Origin of the sequence: Acinetobacter sp. H1(2024) (genome assembly GCF_046557555.1) — a bacterium.
Lineage (GTDB): Bacteria > Pseudomonadota > Gammaproteobacteria > Pseudomonadales > Moraxellaceae > Acinetobacter > Acinetobacter seifertii.
Genome location: NZ_JBKGFO010000008.1, coordinates 161,419 through 182,440 on the forward strand (window position 1 = coordinate 161,419; position 21,022 = coordinate 182,440).

The following is a 21,022-nucleotide window of genomic DNA, read 5'->3' on the forward strand; positions in this document are numbered from 1 at the left end:
AACATGCGACTTTAAGCTTTTTTGTTTAGAATCATCTTTATATCTTTTTGCTGTTGATTCGAGATCGGTATGCCAACTAAGTCTTTAGAGAAATCACATAATAACACTCAACATTATGTACATTGGTTCCGACATTCAGCACCTTATATTAATGCTCATCGCGATAAAACTTTTGTATTAATGTTTGGCGGTGAAGCCGTCCGCGATCCTAATTTCGAACATATTATTCATGATATTGCTTTATTGCATTCACTTGGTATCCGCTTAATTTTAGTCCATGGTGCACGTCCACAAATTAATCAAAACCTTAAAGATAAAGGTATCGAAACTCCTTTTTATGATAACAGTCGTATTACAACACGCGAATCATTAGGCTGTGTCATGAGTGCTGTGGGGTCTATTCGGTTAGAAATTGAAGCACTGTTATCTATGGGATTGGCTAATTCTCCAATGTACGGCGCTCGAATAGATGTTGTATCAGGGAATTTCGTTACAGCTAAACCTTATGGTATTCGTGATGGAATGGATTTTCAGCTTACGGGTGAAGTTCGTTCCATAGATACCGACGCGATTGAGCGTCATCTCGATAACGATAATATTGTTTTACTGGGCCCGACTGGTTATTCAACCACTGGTGAAGTATTTAATTTAAGAGCTGAAGAGGTGGCAACCAAAACCGCAACCTATTTAAAAGCAGACAAATTAATCTTTTTAGGTGAACAACAAGGTTTGCTTAATGAAGAAGGACAATTATTGCGTGAATTGAGCCCGCATCAGCTTGATTACTATATTCAGCAATACCAGACCAGTAGCCCCACCCTAACCCTACATTTACAGGAAGCAAAAAAGGCATCTTTATCGGGTGTTCACCGTGTTCATTTAATTTCTTATGCCTATGATGGCGCACTTATTGAAGAACTCTTCACCCGTGACGGTGTGGGTACCATGATTACTGATGCACACTATGAAGAAGTTCGCACAGCCCATATTCAAGATGTGGGTGGCTTAATGAATTTATTGCGTCCGTTAGAAGAAGAAGGCATCTTGGTTTATCGTTCGCGTGAACGTTTAGAGCAGGAAATTAGCCAGTTTGCGGTTATTGAACGAGACGGTATGATTTTGGCTTGTGCTGCTCTTTATCCAATTCCAACTGAATTTAATGAAACTCGTTCGGCAGAAATTGCTTGTGTAGCAGTACACCCTAGTTATCGCAAATCAAATCGTGGTAGCCAAATTCTGCAATTCCTTGAAGAAAAGGCCAAACAACAAGGCATCCGTCAATTATTTGTCTTAACAACACGAACTGCTCATTGGTTTTTAGAACATGGTTTCCATCAAGTCACTGTTGATGAATTACCAAATGCCCGTCAGGCACTATATAACTATCAAAGAAATTCTTTAGTGTTTAAAAAACTGCTTCCCTAGTCTTTGCATTTTTTAAGATATTCTTATTTCAGATAAGCTTAGTCCCAAAAGTACAACCATACATACCATTAATGTATGGTTGTACTTTTTTTAAATCTTTAAATTTTCTTCATTTCATATTTTTCATTTTATTTACAAAAACTTAAACACCATTTTCTAAATATTATTCTGTTTAATAAATCTTTTTTTTGCATAAGTTTATCGCCGAAAGTTTTTAGCTTTTTTTTGTATAAATAAAGACCGAATACTTATTTTTTATGAAATAAAAATCCCTTTAGGGTATCTGCTCATCCAATTATTTTTCTTTTTCTCTTTTGGGGAGCACGAAACCACATGGCACTTTTTAATTCCACTTCATGGGCAAAATATTCAGTCATTGCTGCCGGCCTTGCGGGAGTGATGATGCTAGGTGGTTGTGCCAAAAAAGAGGAACAGACCACCACAACTCTAAATATTGGATACCAGAAATATGGCATCCTTCCTATTTTAAAAGCTCGTGGTGACTTGGAAAAAGCACTAAAAGATCAAGGTGTACAAGTGAAATGGGTCGAGTTTCCTGCGGGTCCTCAATTACTTGAGGGTCTAAATGTCGGAAGCGTTTCATTGGGTGAGGCAGGTGAAGCACCACCTATTTTTGCTCAAGCAGCCAATCCAAACTTAGTCTATGTTGCAAACCAACCGGCTGCACCAAAAGCAGAAGCATTATTGGTACAAAAAGACTCTCCTATTCACTCTATTCAAGATTTAAAAGGCAAACGTGTCGCACTGAATAAGGGTTCGAATGTTCACTACCTATTATTGAAAGTTCTAGAAGCCAACAACTTAAGCTTAAGTGATATTCAACCAGTTTATTTACCGCCATCAGACGCACGTGCTGCTTTTGAAAAAGGCGCTGTCGATGCATGGGTCATTTGGGACCCGTTCTTTGCAGCAGCTGAACATCAAATTCAAGCTCGAGTTTTAGCAACAGGTGAAAACTTGGTAAGCAATCATCAGTTCTACTTAGCTGATCGTAAATTTGCAGAAAGTAATCCAAAAGTACTCAACACTGTTGTGCAAACGCTAAATCAAACAACCCAATGGGTCAGCACGCATCAAGATGAAGCGGCCAAGCTACTCGAAAAACCTACGGCACTTGAGTTTGATGTACTCAAAACTTCTATTTCGCGAATGGGTTTTGGTGTTCAGCCAATATCTGACAAGGTCGCTCAAGAACAACAATATGTAGCCGATGCCTTTTATGCGCAAAAGCTCATTCCAAACAAGCTCACCATTCAAGATGCCATTTTAAAACTGAAATAAACCCAGCTTTGGCACAGCTTAAATAACGATATAAATGCTGTGCCTTGCCTGAAGGGAACAAGGATATCTATATGCAACATCAGTCATTATTTAATAAGAGTCAGTGGACTCAGTTAGTTAAGCGCTTTAGCGCAGTCGCTGTCTTAGGTTTAACGATTGCTGCACCTGCTTGGGCAATAGACCCTACTGTAAAAGAACTTCGTATCGGTTTTCAAAAAAGCTCGATCAACTTTGCAATTGCTAAGCAGCAAAAATTATTTGAACAAGAATTTCCAAATGCCAAAATCACTTGGAATGAGTTCCCTGCCGGCCCACAAATTTTAGAAGCCTTGGCTGTTGGCTCACTCGATGTTGGCGTTACTGGAGACACACCTCCAGTCTATGCTCAAGCAGCGGGCAAGCCTTTATATTACATTGCTTATGAAGCAGCCAAGCCATTGGCGTCAGCAATTTTAGTTCCTAAAAACTCACAGCTCACCCAGCTTAAAGACCTAAAAGGCAAACGTATTGCGTTGCAAAAAGGTTCTAGTTCACATTACTTGCTCGTACAGGCTGTGCGTAAAGCGGGCTTAAAATGGAGCGACATTACGCCAATTTGGCTCACACCTGCCGATGCTCGCGCTGCATTTCAAAAAGGTGCCGTTGATGCATGGGCAATTTGGGACCCTTACTACGCTTCAGCACAACTAGAAGACCAAGCTCGTGTACTTGCTTCAGGTAAAGGTTTAAGTCCGAACTATACCTTTTATTTAGCCGCTCCAAATTTTGTTAAGCAATATCCAAAAGCTGTTCCTGAACTCATCAAACAGATTAATCAAGCTGACAAATGGGTTCAAAGCCATCAAACAGAAACGGCGAGCGCGATTGGCCAAAGTACAGGCTTAAAACCTGCAACTAGTGACTTATTCATTAAACGTCGTCCACGTCCATCAGCAGCAGCTCCTCTTAACAGCAAAGTGATTGCTGAACAACAGCAGCTTGCAGACATCTTTACCCAACAAGGCATCATTCCAAAACCAATCAGCATCAAACAAGCTGTTTGGGGTGCCAAGTAATTTCAATAGACATATAGGTAATGCACATGAAAATTTTCTGGTTTATTCCTACTCACGGTGATAGTCGCTATTTAGGTACAAGTAAAGGCGCTCGTCAGGTTGACCATGCCTATATGAAGCAAATTGCTGTGGCAGTAGATAATTTGGGTTACGAAGGTGTACTTATTCCAACGGGCCGTTCATGTGAAGATCCTTGGATCACGGCGGCGAGCCTGATTGATGCAACTCAGCACCTTAAGTTTTTAGTTGCGTTACGTCCGGGTGTAACAACACCAGCTTTGGCTGCTCGTATGGCTGCTACATTTGACCGCTTATCGAATGGTCGTGTGCTACTCAACTTAGTGACTGGTGGCGATGAAGCAGAACTACGCGGTGACGGTTTATATGAAGATCACTCAACACGTTATCAAACTGCCAATGAATACGTAAAAATCTGGCGTGAAATTTTGACGCGTTCACATACGGGTGAAGCTTTTACATTCCACGGTGAACGCCTACAAGTAGATGATGCAAAACTACTTTACCCACCTGTCCAAAAGCCTTACCCACCACTTTGGTTTGGCGGTTCTTCAGATGTCGCTGTCGACCTTGCAGCGGAGCAAGTAGACAGTTACCTCACTTGGGGTGAACCACCAGCAGCCGTGAAAGAAAAGATCGAGCATGTTCGTGCAAAAGCCGAGGCTAAAGGCCGTAAATTAACTTATGGCATTCGCTTGCATGTCATTGTTCGCGAAACCAACGAACAAGCATGGGCAGCAGCGAACGAGCTTATTCAATATCTCGACGATGCAACTATTGCTGCAGCACAGAAAAAATTTGCACAAATGGACTCGGTAGGCCAACAACGGATGGCCGCACTACATGGCGGTAACCGAGACAAGTTAGAAGTCTCTCCAAACCTATGGGCTGGTATTGGTTTAGTCCGTGGTGGTGCAGGTACGGCACTTGTAGGTGACCCAGAAACAGTTGCTGCTCGTATTCAGGAGTATGCTGATTTAGGTATCGATACTTTTATTTTCTCGGGCTATCCACATCTTGAAGAGTCGATCCGTTTTGCAGAGTTAGTATTCCCGTTATTACCAATTGAGACCCGAGCTAAACTTGCTCAGCCAAACTTAACTGGTCCATTCGGTGAGATTATTGCCAACAACTATGTTCCAGACGAGAAGAAGCAAAATAGTTCCGTCAAGGAGCCTGCATGAGCCAAGATGTAAATATTGTTTCACGTGGAACAAAACAAATCGGGCAGCGTTTGCTGCCCTGGATTTTCCCAATTGTTCTATTGGTTGTTTGGCAAATTGCCTCAAGTTCAGGTCTTTTAGAAAGCCGCATTTTACCTGCTCCAAGTGCTGTCATTTCAGCTTTTTGGCATCTTTTGGTGAGTGGCGAACTATGGCATCACGTTAAAGTAAGTGCTGGTCGTGCATTGCTTGGGCTTTTAGTAGGCGGTGGTTTAGGCTTGCTATTAGGTCTGCTCAATGGGTCTTCGCGTTTCGCCTCCACCCTACTCGATACAACCTTACAGATGATTCGTAATATCCCAGCTCTTGCGCTTATTCCGCTGGTGATTTTGTGGTTTGGTATTGATGAAACAGCAAAATTGTTTTTAGTTGCTGTCGGTGTTTTCTTCCCAATTTATATCAACACCTATCATGGAATTCGTTCAGTCGACCCACAATTGATTGAGATGGGTAAAAGCTATGGGCTTTCCCGCTGGCAGCTCTACAAAGAAATTATTCTACCAGGTGCAATGCCTTCTATTTTAGTGGGTCTACGTTTTGCGTTAGGTTTGGTTTGGGTATTACTCATTGTGGCTGAAACGATCTCAGCGCAAGCAGGTATTGGTTATATGACCATGAATGCACGAGAGTTTTTGCAAACAGATGTGGTACTCGTCGGTATTCTGCTTTATGCCCTATTAGGCAAGTTAGCCGATGTTTTAGCACAAATTTTGGAACGCTATTTACTACGTTGGCACGCTGGTTATCAAAAATAAGGGAGCTTAAAATATGACAAATCTGAATTTAAATATTAATCAGAATGACGTAGAGCTCATTCCAGAAAATCATCCAGAGTCACAAGAACCTGTCGTAGGTGCAGAGATTCTGATTGAACAGCTTTACAAGTTTTATGGTGAGGTGAAAGTTCTTGAAGATCTTAACCTTCATATTCAACCGGGCGAATTTTTGGCAATTGTTGGTCGTAGTGGCTGCGGTAAAAGTACCTTATTACGCTTAATTGCCCAACTTGAAAAAGCGAGTTTCGGAGAAATTAAATTTAAATCTGCGCGACATTTACGCGAAGGGATTACTAACGATGATATTCGGGTTATGTTCCAAGACCCACGTTTACTTCCTTGGAGAAATATTCTTCAAAACGTTCAACTTGGACTACCAAAATCACAACATGCTTTGGCAGAAGAATTACTGGAAAAGGTGGGTTTAAAAGAAAAATCGGGACAGTGGCCTTCACAGCTCTCAGGTGGCCAGCGCCAGCGTACAGCGCTAGCTCGCGCATTATCTCATACTCCACGTATTTTACTGTTAGATGAGCCGTTAGGTGCATTAGACGCGCTCACCCGTCTTGAGATGCAAAGCTTGATTGAACGTTTATGGAAAGAGCAAGGTTTTACAGCCATTTTGGTCACACACGATGTAAGTGAAGCAGTACAACTGGCCGACCGTATTATCCTATTAGATAAGGGCCAAATTGCCCAAAGTTTCCAAGTGAATTTGCCACGTCCGCGTAAAAAGAGCATAACTTTTGCCCAGCTTGAACAACAAGTACTCGATGCTGTTTTAGCAACTTAAAGCTGAGATGAGTAATGAGAACCATTTCAACTACAAAATGTCCAATTAACGAGCAATAAAACTGATGATTTATTGCTCTTTTCTGGGGCGAATATAAAAAAATATTTTTAAGAATAACAATAAACTAGTGAATCTCTCTATTTTTTGCACAATAGTATATCTATTGCTCAAATAACTATCCGTTTTTTCACTAAAAAAGTGAGACACCTGTGCACAAATCAAACGATTTACCTTACAATGGGAGCACTATCTTTTTAATTTATGCAGCAAATGGAACAAAAGAAGAGTACTCAAAAGCGCAATCAGCTTCTTGCTGCCGCCCTTGATGTGTTTTCACTATATGGGTTCAGTGGTGCAAGTCTGGATGAAATTGCCCAACTCGCTGACATGCATAAGTCGAATATTTTCTATTACTATGAAAATAAAGAGTCTTTATATGTGGAAGTGCTGACCACAGTTTTACAAAAATGGCTTGCTCCCTTACAAACCTTAGAAGCTGAGTTAGAACCAGCCGAAGCTTTGTCTCACTACTTAATACAAAAAATCGAACTTTCACGTAGCCAACCAAAAGCTTCGCGACTATTTGCTTTGGAAATTATCCAAGGGGCGCCGCACATTTTACCTATACTGAAAGGGCCTTTGAAAAAGCTATTTAAGCGCAAAGCTAAAGTCATTCAGACTTGGCAGGAAGAAGGTAAAATTTCCCCAGATATCGATCCTGAATTGTTAATACTCAATATTTGGGGTCTTACACAAAACTATGCCGATTTTGCCACGCAAATGGAAATGGTGACTGGAAAAACGTTGCGAAACCGCAGTATGTTCCAACGCTCGATTGAGCATACAGTACATCTCATGCTCTACGGCGTAATCCCTCGTTAAAACAAAAAAAGATCGGCAAATTTGCCGATCTTTTTTTTAGAAATGATTTTGATAAAGAGCCAAGAGTTTTTGCGCGCCCAATAATAAATTTTCTTCCCAATCTAAATGAGCGGTATCATCTGCGCCATCAGTAATATACTTGACTGAAATTAGGCGTACACCTAGCTTATAGCAAACTTTGGCTAAGGCATACCCTTCCATATCCACCACATCACAAGCGACTTTGGGCTGACCCGTTTCAAATGAGTCCCCTGTCCCGCAAATGCCTTTTGGTAAATCAGAAAAATGTGATTGAAGATGAATTTCAGCAGGTAAGTGCTCATCTAACGGCGTTACACCGACTTCAAACCCTAATGGTGAAACATCCATATCACGTTGCACAAAAGTTTTTACTTCGACCAAATCATGTCGATTAAAAGATGAACTTCCTGCCGAACCTAAGTTAATTAGAGTTTTACAGCCTGTTTTTTGAATAACTTCAAATGCTTTAAAGGCAGCGTTGATTTTACCGATACCGCTATAATGGACTTCAATACCTGCTTGCTCAAACAAACCTTTAGATTCATTAGGAAGTGCCATAATTAAAGCGATATCTTTGTTCATTCAAAAAGGCTCAATTCAAGATTAATAAATTAGAAAATAAGTATAAATCAGGTGCAAAAGCTTTTTGCACCTTTTTCCCACTACTGCATTTTTTGTTGTAAGGCGATTAAACATGGAGAGAAGAACAGTTGCCCACTATAGGCTCCGGCTAAGGTTTTCTTCATTACAACGCTCCACATCACTAATAATAAAACACTGAGTGCCACCGCAACATACTGTAAAAATACAACTTCAACCTGATGCCCTAAATTAAATAAAGCCAAAATAAACACACCAAGTGGAAAGGTTAAGCCCCACCATCCCAAGTTAAATGGAATACCTGTTTTTGCATGACGAAGCGTTGTTAAGATCGCAAGACCTAGCCACCATAACCCAAAGCCTAACAGTACCAAACTGCCTACCACGCCTAATGCTTGAAATACATTAGCAAACTGGTCAAATCCTACATTTGGCGCCACTCTTTTTGCCTGTTCACCTAGCAACAATAGACCTAACGCACCTGTTCCAATTGGACCTAAAGATAACCAGCTAGAAATTGCGACTTCTTTTTCCGGTAACTGATGCAAAGCCATACGCAGCATTAAAATGGTCAAAATAGCGAATGCAGGTAAAACAGAAATTCCCCAAAGTACGTAGCCCGCCATTAATAAATGAAAGCTATGCAAATCTGCTGGTAAGTGTGCAACCAACATGCCCGCAGAGCTTGCTGCTACTTCACAAGCAACGACAGGTAAAAGCCAGATTGCAGTCATGGTATGTAGCTGATGGTTCTGACGGCTAAACATGCAAAACGGCACAATCCAAGCAATTGCGAGTGCTAAAAATACATCGACGTACCATAAAGCTTGAGCAATATGGATTGCTACTTCACCATAAAGCCCGACACCGAAGCTTAAAAAGCCATTTAATATGGTTGCAAGCCCCATCGGTATAGCGCCTAAAAACAAGCTCATATTTGGATGATTAAATACTTGCTTCGCTTCATGAGGGAAAAGAAACCACCGCAATAAATAAAGACCTGAAAAAACACTAAATAGAACAATATTAAATTGCCATAACAGCGTCGCCAGCATAAATAAAAATGATTTGGCAAATGGAAGCTGAATTAAAATCATACTCACCACACCAGTACCCATAGTTGCTGTAAACCAATTTGGGGTAAAATGCCGTATAACATCTTTACTTTGATTTAATTGGTAAAAGGGTCTTTTCATCTTGAGTCTCTAGTCAAAGAGTGGATAAAGCTATAGTAGGATAAATTAATAATAAGAAAAATTGATTTATTTTTATTTAATTCATCAATTTTTTAGATATAAAAGATATTCGTATTGAAAAATACCTGAGTAAAAACACAACAACAAGACGAATCTGTGAGATTATGGCAATATATAGCCCTTGCAAAAATAGCCATATTTTAAGTTCATGAAACTGCTTCGTCTTAATGCGTTATCGCCCAATTTCCAGTTGCCGCAAACAGCGGTAACTATTGGTAATTTTGATGGTGTCCATTTAGGTCACCAAGCGATGATTGCTCAACTCAAAAAAATTGCTGCAGCACAAGGCTTAAAAACATTGGTCATGATTTTTGAGCCACAACCGCTTGAGTTCTTTAAAGGCTACGATGCCCCACCTCGTATTAATTCATTACGGGAAAAAGTTGAATACCTCGCTGAACTTGGGGTGGATTACATTGCGGTTGCCAAATTTGACCAGCATTTCCGTAGCATGAGAGCATCACAATTCGCAGATTTATTAAAAGACAAATTAAATGCGCAGGCTTTGGTTTTAGGAGATGACTTTCATTTCGGCAAAGACCGTCAAGGCAACAGCGAATTTTTAAGAAATTACGGCTTTCAAGTCACAAATTTACATACGATTGAACTCGAAGGTGAACGCGTCAGTTCAACTCGTATTCGCCAAGTGCTTCAAGTGGGTAATCTCGCTTTAGCAGCTAAATTATTAGGCCGTCCGTACAGTATTACCGGTCGTGTTCAATATGGCGACCAAATTGGGCGAACTTTAGATTTCCCAACGATTAATGTTCGTCTCAACCGCCATAAGCCTTGTTTAAATGGTATTTATGGCGTTGAAGTCATTTGCGAAACAACTTCGCTAACTCAAAAAGTGCTTCAGGATGACCCTGAAAAACCGGGAATTGCCGGATATCATGAAAACAGCCTTTATGGTGCAGGTCATGTCGGTACTCGCCCAGCCATCCAGCAAGAGCATCCAGAGTGGAGATTAGAAGTACATTTCCCTGATGTTTCTGCTAATCTGTATGGCTTATTTATGCGGGTGACTTTTCTTCACTATCTTCATGGTGAATTGAACTACCCTTCGCTTGAGGCACTTAAGGCAGGAATTGATAATGACGTGCAGCAATTACGACAATATCGTAACGACACGACACAATTTCCTTTTTAATTCGAATTTTGATTGTAAAACATGTCGGCTCCCAAGCTGATTAAACTGGAAGACAACTTGCATGAGCGATAAGCAAACTACTGAAAATGCAGTGGACTACAAAGCCACGCTAAACCTGCCGGATACTCAATTTGCAATGAAAGCAAATTTGGCAGTACGTGAAGTGAAATGGTTAGAAGAGTGGTATACCGACAACATTTATCAGCAGATTCGTGCATCGCGTATTGGCAAGAAAAAATATATTTTGCATGATGGTCCTCCATATGCGAACGGTACAATTCACTTAGGTCATGCAGTCAATAAAGTACTCAAAGACGTCATCGTAAAAAGCCGTACTTTGGCAGGTTTCGATGCGCCATATGTTCCGGGTTGGGACTGTCACGGCTTGCCAATCGAACTAAAAGTTGAAGAAAAAGTAGGTAAAGTGGGCGAAAAAGTTGACGCAGCGACTTTCCGTAAACTCTGCCGTGAATATGCGCTAAAACAAATTGATTTACAGCGTACTGACTTTAAACGTCTTGGTGTTTTAGGTGATTGGGATAATCCTTACCTCACCATGAACTACAAACAAGAAGCCGATATCGTTCGTGCTTTAGGTTTAATTCAAAAAAATGGTCATATCCAGCCGGGTTTAAAGCCAGTGAACTGGTGTATGGACTGTGGTTCAGCACTTGCTGAAGCTGAAGTTGAATATGAAGATAAAAAATCTGACGCAATTGACGTTGGTTTTGGCGTTGTAGATTTAAAAGATTTAAGCGCTCGTGTAAATGTAGATGTTCAAGACCCAACAGACATCGTGATCTGGACCACTACACCTTGGACATTACCAGCGAACCAAGCAGTTGCATTGCATGCCGAAATTGAATATCAATTAGTACAAGTATCGACTGAACGTGGTAAACAAAACTTTATTCTTGCTAAAGACTTAGTTGCTTCTGCAATTGAGCGTTACAAGCTTGAAAACCCAGTTGTTTTAGCTGACTTTACTGGTTCAGCTCTTGAAAACCTTACTTTACAACACCCTTTACTTACCGATCGCCAAGTTCCGGTTATTTTAGGTGAACACGTTATCGCAACAAGCGGTACAGGTGCTGTACACACTGCGCCTGGCCACGGTGCAGACGACTATAAAGTAGGTCTTCAATACAACCTTAAAGTTGAAAACCCAGTGGGTGGTAACGGAGTTTACTTACCAACTGCACCAATCTTTGCTGGTGAGCACATCTATAAAGCTAATCCAAAGATTATCGAAGCTTTAGGTGCTGTAGGTCGCTTATGGGCTCATCAACCTATTAAACACAGCTACCCACACTGCTGGCGCCATAAAACTCCGATTATTTTCCGTGCTACACCACAATGGTTTATCAGCATGGATCAAAAAGGTTTACGTGAAGGTGCGCTTAACGCTATTGAAAACGATATCGAGTTTGTACCGAACTGGGGTAAAAACCGTATTGAATCAATGATTGAAGGTCGTCCAGACTGGTGTATCTCACGTCAACGTACTTGGGGTGTGCCAATTCCTTTCTTCGTTCATAAAGATACGAATGAATTGCACCCTCGTACGCCGGAACTCATCGAAGAAATTGCAAAACTTATCGAACAAGAAGGTATCGATGCATGGTTTAACCGTGATGCAAAAGACTTCATTGGTGAAGATGCTGAACAGTACAATGCGGTTCGCGATACACTAGATGTATGGTTTGACTCTGGTACAACACATTATGCGGTACTTGAGCAGCGTGAAGAATTAGAAAGCCCTGCTGACTTATATTTAGAAGGTTCAGACCAACACCGTGGCTGGTTCCAATCTTCTTTATTAACGTCTATGGCAATTCATAATCGCGCGCCATACAAAGCCTTGTTAACACATGGTTTCACAGTGGATGAAAATGGCCGTAAATTGTCGAAATCTTTAGGCAACTATATTCCGCTTGAAGAAATTATCAAACAACTTGGTGCTGATGGTTTACGTTTATATGTCGCGTCTAGCGACTATCGCTATGAAATCGCAGCATCAAAAGAAATCTTTAGCCGTGTAAGTGATAGCTACCGTCGTATTCGTAATACGCTACGCTTCTTGCTTGCAAACTTAAATGGTTTCAAACCAAGTACAGATGCTTTAGCAGTAGATGATCTTATCGCTCTTGATCAATACATCTTGCAACGTGCGAATGAAGTACAACAAACTATTATCACTGCTTATGAAGAAATGAACTTCCATGTCGTGTGTAGTGCGTTAACAAGCTTCTGTATTAATGACTTAGGTGGTTTCTATCTAGACATCATCAAAGACCGTCAATACACCACTAAAGCTGACTCACAAGCACGTCGTTCTGCACAAACAGCGCTTTACCATATCGTACAAGCATTTGTGCGCTGGATGAGTCCTATTCTAAGCTTCACAGCTCAAGAAGCTTGGCCACTTATTCCAGAACAAACTGAGAAGTATGTATTTACAGCTGAATGGTATAACCTACCTGTTTCATCAAAAGCAAACTTGCTTTCTGAAGCAGACTGGCAAACATTGATTAGCGTAAAATCTGCAGTAAATAAACAGATTGAAGCAGCTCGTAACGCTAAACTTGTCGGTAGTAATCTTTCAGCCAAAGTTGAACTTTGGGCAAATGAATCATTACAAACAGTTTTAAACCAACTGGCTGATGAACTCCGTTTTGTTCTTATTACTTCGCAAGTAGTAGTACATCCATTTGCTGAACAAGGTGAAGCAACTGAAATGGAAGGCTTACGTGTACAAGTATCTGCAGCTGAAGGTGAAAAATGTGCACGTTGCTGGCACGTCCTTCCTGATGTAAATACACACGCCGATCATCCTGGTTTATGTGGTCGTTGTATTGTGAACGTCACTGGTCGTGGCGAAGTGAGAAAATATGCCTAATTCACAAGCTAAAAAAGGCTTACTCCAGTTTTATCCTCACAACCTCATTTGGCTTGGACTTTCTGTCCTTGCCATTGTGTTGGATCAATGGACAAAGTGGATCGCAAGTACACATCTGAACTATGCAGATCCTGTACCTGTGCTTCCATTTTTAAACTGGACACTATTACATAACTATGGTGCAGCTTTTAGCTTTTTATCTGATGCTGGAGGATGGCAACGCTATTTCTTCACATCTTTGGCAGGCTTAGTTTCAATACTTTTTGTATTTTGGTTGCTACGTATGCCTAAAAAAATGGTGGTGCTACCTGTAGCTATCGCTTTAATTTTAGGTGGAGCACTTGGTAATTTAATTGACCGTATTACTTTAGGTTATGTGGTCGATTTCATACATGTTTATTACCAAAATCATCACTTTCCGGCTTTTAATATAGCGGACAGTGCCATTACTCTAGGTACCATTTTGCTACTCATCGATACATTCTTCCTTGAGAAGCAAAGACCTAAAAATTCGGATGCATAATATGACCGAAATTATTCAACCTAATGAAGAAATTCGTATTACTGACGGTTCTAAAGTTGACCTACACTTTTCTGTTGCTCTTGAAAATGGCGTAGAAATTGACAATACACGTAGCCGTGAAGAACCTGTTAGTTTGACTATTGGTGACGGTAACTTGTTACCAGGTTTTGAGAAAGCCTTATTCGGCTTACGTGCAGGTGACCGACGTACAGTACATCTTCCACCGGAAGATGCTTTTGGTCCTTGGAATCCGGAAAATATACAAACTTTTGATACAGTTAAATTCGAACAACGACCTATTCCTGGTCACATGATCGAATTTGAAGATAAAGCAAAAGCAACTTTATTTGGTGTTGTAAAGTCAGTGAATGATGATATTACTGAAATTGATTTCAACCACCCTTTAGCTGGCAAAAATATTACTTTTGAAGTAGAGATATTCAAAGTAACTCCAGCTGGCCAGCAAGGCATTAAATTAATGTAAAGAATAGCCCTCACTTGAGGGCTTTTTTATTGAATCACTTTTATTTTCAACATAAGAATCCTTACAAATTCCATATTCTCTCCTCCCTATATAATGCATTAAGTTATAAACATAAAAATGCTTAGGAAAGATATATGCTGGTCTATATTGTCGTGGGAAGTGTTCGTGAAGGACGTACAGCAATTAAAATTGCCAATTGGGTAGAATCAACAATTCCAACATTGGGTCTAAAAGATTTCCAAACCGAAGTAGTCGATTTAAAAGAATGGGATTTACCTCTGTTTTCAGGCTCTCACCCACCCGCTACCGGAATTTATGATCAACCTAAACAACAAGAATGGGCAAATAAAATTGCTCAAGCAGATGCTTTTATCTTTATTAGCCCAGAATACAACCATGGTTACAGCCCAGCTTTAAAAAATGCACTCGACTATGTAGGTAAAGAATGGAGCGGTAAACCTGCTGCATTTATTGGCTATGGCTCCACAAATGGCTCTCGCTCTATTAGCCAAATACGCCAAGTCACCTCAAGTTTAAGTATCATTGATCCCAACGCTGTAATAGAAATTCGGGATATATTTAAGCGCAATAAAGATGAAAAGTTTGAAGCCAATGAGTTTGAAGTAAAAGGTCTTCAATCAATTGTTGAAAAGCTACAAAAATATCATTTGTCTTAAATTGAATAAAAAGCCTCTTTTCCAAACACAAGAGGCCTTTTTAATTTTATAAACTCTTTAAATACTCCACTACATCTGTATTACCTGCCATTTCTGCAAGCTGTAGTGCTGTGTATTCACTTTTATAAACAACTTGCGCACCTTTTCCTACCAAGAGCTTCACTATCTCTAAATGATCATTCTCAGCTGCTGCTTGCAAAGCACTATAGCCTTCCTCATCTATCTGATTAGGGTCTTCTCCATCTATTAATAATTGTTTTACTTGCTCTACATCACCTAAAGATGCCCAATAGATCAACTCTGGAAGAGAAAGTTCTTCATTATCTTCAAGTAATTGAGAGAAAGAATTAAATTTCACGAGATCATGCCAAAATAAAAAGCTTCTTCATTATATCTCTGAAGCAGGGCAACCGTACAAATTTCTTCCGCGCAATAAGAAACACCCCGGTTTCTTTCGAGACCGGGGTGTTTGAATAATGAGCTGGCGATGACTTACTCTCACATGGGTAACCCCACACTACCATCAGCGCTAAGAGGTTTCACTTCTGAGTTCGGGAAGGGATCAGGTGGTTCACTCTTGCTATGGTCGCCAGCACAACTGTTTATGGATACTTGCTTTGGTCTTATTGATTGCCGAAGCGTTTTCCAAATCTTTACAGATTGGGCTGATTGAATCTGACTTGTTCATTTTATCTAGTGAAGTAACTAAATCAAGTTTGTTTGTAGATTTATGAATCGATTGATGCTTTATATACAACTGCTTGGGTGTTGTATAGTCAAGCCTCACGAGCAATTAGTATTGGTCAGCTTCACATATCACTATGCTTCCACATCCAACCTATCAACGTCCTAGTCTCGAACGGCTCTTTAGAGGAATAAATTCCTAGGGAAATCTTATCTTGAGGTAGGCTTCCCGCTTAGATGCTTTCAGCGGTTATCCCTTCCGAACATAGCTACCCGGCGATGCGACTGGCGTCACAACCGGTACACCAGAGGTTCGTCCACTCTGGTCCTCTCGTACTAGGAGCAGATCCTCTCAAATTTCCAGCGCCCACGGTAGATAGGGACCGAACTGTCTCACGACGTTCTAAACCCAGCTCGCGTACCTCTTTAAATGGCGAACAGCCATACCCTTGGGACCTGCTTCAGCCCCAGGATGAGATGAGCCGACATCGAGGTGCCAAACACCGCCGTCGATATGAACTCTTGGGCGGTATCAGCCTGTTATCCCCAGAGTACCTTTTATCCGTTGAGCGATGGCCCTTCCATACAGAACCACCGGATCACTAAGACCTACTTTCGTACCTGCTCGACTTGTGGGTCTCGCAGTTAAGCGCGCTTTTGCCTTTATACTCTACGCGTGATTTCCGACCACGCTGAGCGCACCTTCGTACTCCTCCGTTACTCTTTAGGAGGAGACCGCCCCAGTCAAACTACCCACCAGACACGGTCCTCGTCCCGGATAACGGGACAGAGTTAGAACCTCAACATTACCAGGGTGGTATTTCAAGGACGGCTCCATTGGAACTAGCGTTCCAACTTCAAAGCCTCCCACCTATCCTACACAAGTAAGGTCAAAGTTCAGTGTCAAGCTGCAGTAAAGGTTCACGGGGTCTTTCCGTCTAGCCGCGGGTACACTGCATCTTCACAGCGATTTCGATTTCACTGAGCCTCTGCTGGAGACAGCGCCGCCATCATTATGCCATTCGTGCAGGTCGGAACTTACCCGACAAGGAATTTCGCTACCTTAGGACCGTTATAGTTACGGCCGCCGTTTACTGGGGCTTCGATCAAGAGCTTCGCTTACGCTAACCCCATCAATTAACCTTCCAGCACCGGGCAGGCATCACACCCTATACGTCCACTTTCGTGTTTGCAGAGTGCTATGTTTTTAATAAACAGTTGCAGCGGCCTGGTTTCTGCGGCTGTCATCAGCTCAGGAAGCAAGTTCCATCACCAACAACAGCGTACCTTCTCCCGAAGTTACGGTACCATTTTGCCTAGTTCCTTCAGCAGAGTTCTCTCAAGCGCCTTGGTCTACTCGACCTGACCACCTGTGTCGGTTTCGGGTACGATTCCTGTGTAACTGAAGCTTAGAGACTTTTCCTGGAAGCATGGTATCAGCCACTTCACTGTACAAGTACAGCTTGCTATCGGATCTCAGTATAGAGTACCCCGGATTTGCCTAAGATACATACCTACATCCTTCCACCTGGACAACCAACGCCAGGCTGACTTAACCTTCTCCGTCCTCTCATCGCATTACACAGAAGTATTGGAATATTAACCAATTTCCCATCGACTACGCCTTTCGGCCTCGCCTTAGGGGTCGACTCACCCAGCCCCGATTAACGTTGGACTGGAACCCTTGGTCTTTCGGCGAACGGGTTTTTCACCCGTTTTGTCGTTACTCACGTCAGCATTCGCACTTCTGATACCTCCAGCATACTTCTCAATACACCTTCATCGGCTTACAGAACGCTCCCCTACCACTTGACTAATGTCAAATCCGCAGCTTCGGCACATAGTTTTAGCCCCGTTACATCTTCCGCGCAGGCCGACTCGACTAGTGAGCTATTACGCTTTCTTTAAAGGGTGGCTGCTTCTAAGCCAACCTCCTAGCTGTCTATGCCTTCCCACATCGTTTCCCACTTAACTATGATTTTGGGGCCTTAGCTGGCGGTCTGGATTGTTTTCCTCTTGACTACGGACGTTAGCACCCGCAGTCTGTCTCCCGGATAGTACTCATAGGTATTCGGAGTTTGCATCGGTTTGGTAAGTCGGGATGACCCCCTAGCCGAAACAGTGCTCTACCCCCTATGGTATTCGTCCGAGGCGCTACCTAAATAGCTTTCGGGGAGAACCAGCTATCACCAGGCTTGATTAGCCTTTCACCCCTATCCACAAGTCATCCCCTGGCTTTTCAACGACAGTGGGTTCGGTCCTCCAGTTAGTGTTACCCAACCTTCAACCTGCTCATGGATAGATCGCCTGGTTTCGGGTCTATACCCAGCAACTAAACGCCCTATTAAGACTCGATTTCTCTACGGCTCCCCTATACGGTTAACCTCGCTACTGAATATAAGTCGCTGACCCATTATACAAAAGGTACGCAGTCACCGAACAAGTCGGCTCCCACTGCTTGTATGCATGCGGTTTCAGGATCTATTTCACTCCCCTCACAGGGGTTCTTTTCGCCTTTCCCTCACGGTACTGGTTCACTATCGGTCAGTCAGGAGTATTTAGCCTTGGAGGATGGTCCCCCCATATTCAGACAAGGTTTCACGTGCCTCGCCCTACTCGTCATCATTATGTGTGCCCTTTCGTGTACGGGAATATCACCCTCTACGTTCGCACTTCCCAGAGCGTTCCACTAAAACACACATAACTTAATGGGCTGATCCCCGTTCGCTCGCCGCTACTGAGGGAATCTCAATTGATTTCTTTTCCTAAGGGTACTGAGATGTTTCACTTCCCCTCGTTCGCTTTGCAACACTATGTATTCATGTTGCAATACCTACCTTAAAGTAGGTGGGTTCCCCCATTCAGAAATCTCCGGATCACAGGATATTTGCCGCCTCCCCGGAGCTTTTCGCAGGCTATCACGTCTTTCATCGCCTCTGACTGCCAAGGCATCCACCACATGCACTTAATTACTTGACTATACAACCCCAAACAGTCGATGTTACCTACAAGTTAGTAACTTCAACATTTCAGTTTAGAGTACTGTGTACTTAAACACTGTACAGCTTCAATCTAAATTCATATACCAAAACGCTTGATTCAGTTAATTTGCTAGTTCTCAATTCATCTAGATTAATTACTTAATCTAAACTCTTGAGTGAACAATTTATTTCAGACTCAATTTTGCCAATCTGTTAATGAATAAACACGCCTTCGTCAGGTCATGCTTAATACCGTGATACTTAAATCACAGAAGTTAATAAACCAAGACCGAAATCTCTATTTACTAATTTCTGTAATCCGAACTTCTCTTAAGTTCTGGTGGAGACTAGGAGAGTCGAACTCCTGACCTCCTGCGTGCAAAGCAGGCGCTCTACCAACTAAGCTAAGTCCCCAGCTTACATCATCAGTTATGTATCTTTTATCTATAACTTCAACCAGTCAAAGTCATGGTGGGTCTGACAAGACTTGAACTTGTGACCCCACGCTTATCAAGCGTGTGCTCTAACCAACTGAGCTACAGACCCTCAGATACATCTATGAAGAACAACTTGTTGTGGATTCTTACCAATCGTCAATCTTTCGTTAAGGAGGTGATCCAGCCGCAGGTTCCCCTACGGCTACCTTGTTACGACTTCACCCCAGTCATCGGCCACACCGTGGTAACCGCCCTCTTTGCAGTTAGGCTAGCTACTTCTGGTGCAACAAACTCCCATGGTGTGACGGGCGGTGTGTACAAGGCCCGGGAACGTATTCACCGCGGCATTCTGATCCGCGATTACTAGCGATTCCGACTTCATGGAGTCGAGTTGCAGACTCCAATCCGGACTACGATCGGCTTTTTGAGATTAGCATCACATCGCTGTGTAGCAACCCTTTGTACCGACCATTGTAGCACGTGTGTAGCCCTGGCCGTAAGGGCCATGATGACTTGACGTCGTCCCCGCCTTCCTCCAGTTTGTCACTGGCAGTATCCTTAAAGTTCCCGACATTACTCGCTGGCAAATAAGGAAAAGGGTTGCGCTCGTTGCGGGACTTAACCCAACATCTCACGACACGAGCTGACGACAGCCATGCAGCACCTGTATGTAAGTTCCCGAAGGCACCAATCCATCTCTGGAAAGTTCTTACTATGTCAAGGCCAGGTAAGGTTCTTCGCGTTGCATCGAATTAAACCACATGCTCCACCGCTTGTGCGGGCCCCCGTCAATTCATTTGAGTTTTAGTCTTGCGACCGTACTCCCCAGGCGGTCTACTTATCGCGTTAGCTGCGCCACTAAAGCCTCAAAGGCCCCAACGGCTAGTAGACATCGTTTACGGCATGGACTACCAGGGTATCTAATCCTGTTTGCTCCCCATGCTTTCGCACCTCAGCGTCAGTGTTAGGCCAGATGGCTGCCTTCGCCATCGGTATTCCTCCAGATCTCTACGCATTTCACCGCTACACCTGGAATTCTACCATCCTCTCCCACACTCTAGCTAACCAGTATCGAATGCAATTCCCAAGTTAAGCTCGGGGATTTCACATTTGACTTAATTAGCCGCCTACGCGCGCTTTACGCCCAGTAAATCCGATTAACGCTTGCACCCTCTGTATTACCGCGGCTGCTGGCACAGAGTTAGCCGGTGCTTATTCTGCGAGTAACGTCCACTATCTCTAGGTATTAACTAAAGTAGCCTCCTCCTCGCTTAAAGTGCTTTACAACCATAAGGCCTTCTTCACACACGCGGCATGGCTGGATCAGGGTTCCCCCCATTGTCCAATATTCCCCACTGCTGCCTCCCGTAGGAGTCTGGGCCGTGTCTCAGTCCCAGTGTGGCGGATCATCCTCTCAGACCCGCTACAGATCGTCGCCTTGGTAGGCCTTTACCCCACCAACTAGCTAATCCGACTTAGGCTCATCTATTAGCGCAAGGTCCGAAGATCCCCTGCTTTCTCCCGTAGGACGTATGCGGTATTAGCATCCCTTTCGAGATGTTGTCCCCCACTAATAGGCAGATTCCTAAGCATTACTCACCCGTCCGCCGCTAAGATCAGTAGCAAGCTACCTCTCTCCGCTCGACTTGCATGTGTTAAGCCTGCCGCCAGCGTTCAATCTGAGCCATGATCAAACTCTTCAGTTAAAATCATTTTGTACCTTATTTAAAGACAAGGTACCAATTCTGGCTCATCAATTACTGACTTAAATTTCGCTCAAATAAACTTCGAGTAATTTAAACCAATCAATCAATGAAAATTATTTCGATTAATCAA

At 42.5% G+C, this 21,022-nt stretch carries 15 protein-coding genes, 2 tRNA genes and 3 rRNA genes; 12 read left to right on the plus strand and 8 right to left on the minus strand.

Annotated elements, in window-relative coordinates:
• Positions 1 to 69: 69 nt before the first annotated feature.
• The 7 genes from argA to ACLCEG_RS17810 all read left to right on the plus strand — a co-directional run bounded on the left by argA (position 70) and on the right by ACLCEG_RS17810 (position 7,474).
• Positions 70 to 1,425, plus strand: a complete 1,356-nt coding sequence (gene argA / locus ACLCEG_RS17780) for an amino-acid N-acetyltransferase (protein WP_019457895.1) — start codon at positions 70 to 72, stop codon at positions 1,423 to 1,425.
• A gap of 333 nt (positions 1,426 to 1,758) precedes the next feature.
• On the plus strand, positions 1,759 to 2,727 hold the full coding sequence (locus ACLCEG_RS17785) for a sulfonate ABC transporter substrate-binding protein (RefSeq protein ID WP_191108894.1): 969 nt from the start codon (positions 1,759 to 1,761) through the stop codon (positions 2,725 to 2,727).
• 71 nt (positions 2,728 to 2,798) lie between these two features.
• Positions 2,799 to 3,782 carry a sulfonate ABC transporter substrate-binding protein gene (locus tag ACLCEG_RS17790; protein WP_068934944.1) on the plus strand — a complete coding sequence of 328 codons (984 nt, stop codon included), beginning with the start codon at positions 2,799 to 2,801 and terminating at the stop codon, positions 3,780 to 3,782.
• 26 nt (positions 3,783 to 3,808) lie between these two features.
• On the plus strand, positions 3,809 to 4,984 hold the full coding sequence (gene ssuD, locus ACLCEG_RS17795) for an FMNH2-dependent alkanesulfonate monooxygenase (RefSeq protein WP_410568602.1): 1,176 nt from the start codon (positions 3,809 to 3,811) through the stop codon (positions 4,982 to 4,984).
• On the plus strand, positions 4,981 to 5,778 hold the full coding sequence (ssuC, locus tag ACLCEG_RS17800; protein ID WP_004706119.1) for an aliphatic sulfonate ABC transporter permease SsuC: 798 nt from the start codon (positions 4,981 to 4,983) through the stop codon (positions 5,776 to 5,778). The genes ssuD and ssuC overlap by 4 nt, the downstream gene beginning before the upstream one ends.
• 13 nt (positions 5,779 to 5,791) lie before the next feature.
• Complete coding sequence (locus tag ACLCEG_RS17805) at positions 5,792 to 6,592, plus strand: ABC transporter ATP-binding protein (protein ID WP_004706121.1); 801 nt, start codon at positions 5,792 to 5,794, stop codon at positions 6,590 to 6,592.
• A 261-nt stretch (positions 6,593 to 6,853) separates the two neighbouring features.
• On the plus strand, positions 6,854 to 7,474 hold the full coding sequence (locus ACLCEG_RS17810; RefSeq protein WP_004706123.1) for a TetR/AcrR family transcriptional regulator: 621 nt from the start codon (positions 6,854 to 6,856) through the stop codon (positions 7,472 to 7,474).
• Between the two features lie 36 nt (positions 7,475 to 7,510).
• Here ACLCEG_RS17810 and ACLCEG_RS17815 read toward each other — a convergent pair whose 3' ends face one another.
• Positions 7,511 to 8,077 (minus strand): 5'-nucleosidase, encoded by a 567-nt coding sequence (locus tag ACLCEG_RS17815; protein WP_410568604.1) that lies wholly within the window; start codon positions 8,075 to 8,077, stop codon positions 7,511 to 7,513.
• A gap of 80 nt (positions 8,078 to 8,157) precedes the next feature.
• Positions 8,158 to 9,291, minus strand: a complete 1,134-nt coding sequence (locus ACLCEG_RS17820) for a TDT family transporter (protein WP_019457891.1) — start codon at positions 9,289 to 9,291, stop codon at positions 8,158 to 8,160.
• Between the two features lie 208 nt (positions 9,292 to 9,499).
• Between ACLCEG_RS17820 and ribF the strand changes: the two genes are divergently transcribed.
• From ribF to ACLCEG_RS17845, 5 genes are all read left to right on the plus strand, one after another.
• Positions 9,500 to 10,501 (plus strand): bifunctional riboflavin kinase/FAD synthetase, encoded by a 1,002-nt coding sequence (gene ribF / locus ACLCEG_RS17825; RefSeq protein WP_410568606.1) that lies wholly within the window; start codon positions 9,500 to 9,502, stop codon positions 10,499 to 10,501.
• Positions 10,502 to 10,562: 61 nt separating this feature from the next.
• The gene (ileS, locus tag ACLCEG_RS17830; protein ID WP_410568608.1) at positions 10,563 to 13,400 is read left to right on the plus strand and encodes an isoleucine--tRNA ligase; all 2,838 of its coding nucleotides are present in this window, start codon (positions 10,563 to 10,565) and stop codon (positions 13,398 to 13,400) included.
• On the plus strand, positions 13,393 to 13,923 hold the full coding sequence (gene lspA, locus ACLCEG_RS17835; protein WP_151741715.1) for a signal peptidase II: 531 nt from the start codon (positions 13,393 to 13,395) through the stop codon (positions 13,921 to 13,923). Before ileS ends, lspA begins: the two co-directional genes overlap by 8 nt.
• A 1-nt stretch (position 13,924) precedes the next feature.
• On the plus strand, positions 13,925 to 14,407 hold the full coding sequence (locus tag ACLCEG_RS17840) for a peptidylprolyl isomerase (RefSeq protein WP_004884037.1): 483 nt from the start codon (positions 13,925 to 13,927) through the stop codon (positions 14,405 to 14,407).
• Positions 14,408 to 14,541: 134 nt separating this feature from the next.
• Positions 14,542 to 15,084 carry an NADPH-dependent FMN reductase gene (locus tag ACLCEG_RS17845; RefSeq protein ID WP_410568610.1) on the plus strand — a complete coding sequence of 181 codons (543 nt, stop codon included), beginning with the start codon at positions 14,542 to 14,544 and terminating at the stop codon, positions 15,082 to 15,084.
• A gap of 46 nt (positions 15,085 to 15,130) precedes the next feature.
• Here ACLCEG_RS17845 and ACLCEG_RS17850 read toward each other — a convergent pair whose 3' ends face one another.
• From ACLCEG_RS17850 to ACLCEG_RS17875, 6 genes are all read right to left on the minus strand, one after another.
• Complete coding sequence (locus ACLCEG_RS17850; protein ID WP_410568612.1) at positions 15,131 to 15,442, minus strand: ankyrin repeat domain-containing protein; 312 nt, start codon at positions 15,440 to 15,442, stop codon at positions 15,131 to 15,133.
• Positions 15,443 to 15,563: 121 nt separating this feature from the next.
• Positions 15,564 to 15,678 (minus strand): 5S ribosomal RNA (gene rrf / locus ACLCEG_RS17855).
• A gap of 178 nt (positions 15,679 to 15,856) precedes the next feature.
• Positions 15,857 to 18,747 (minus strand): 23S ribosomal RNA (locus tag ACLCEG_RS17860).
• Between the two features lie 340 nt (positions 18,748 to 19,087).
• Positions 19,088 to 19,163, minus strand: a tRNA-Ala gene (locus ACLCEG_RS17865).
• 55 nt (positions 19,164 to 19,218) lie between these two features.
• Positions 19,219 to 19,295 (minus strand) — tRNA-Ile (locus ACLCEG_RS17870).
• Between the two features lie 59 nt (positions 19,296 to 19,354).
• Positions 19,355 to 20,892 (minus strand): 16S ribosomal RNA (locus ACLCEG_RS17875).
• Together the 16S, 23S and 5S rRNA genes with 2 tRNA genes alongside form the textbook arrangement of a ribosomal RNA operon.
• Positions 20,893 to 21,022 lie beyond the last annotated feature (130 nt).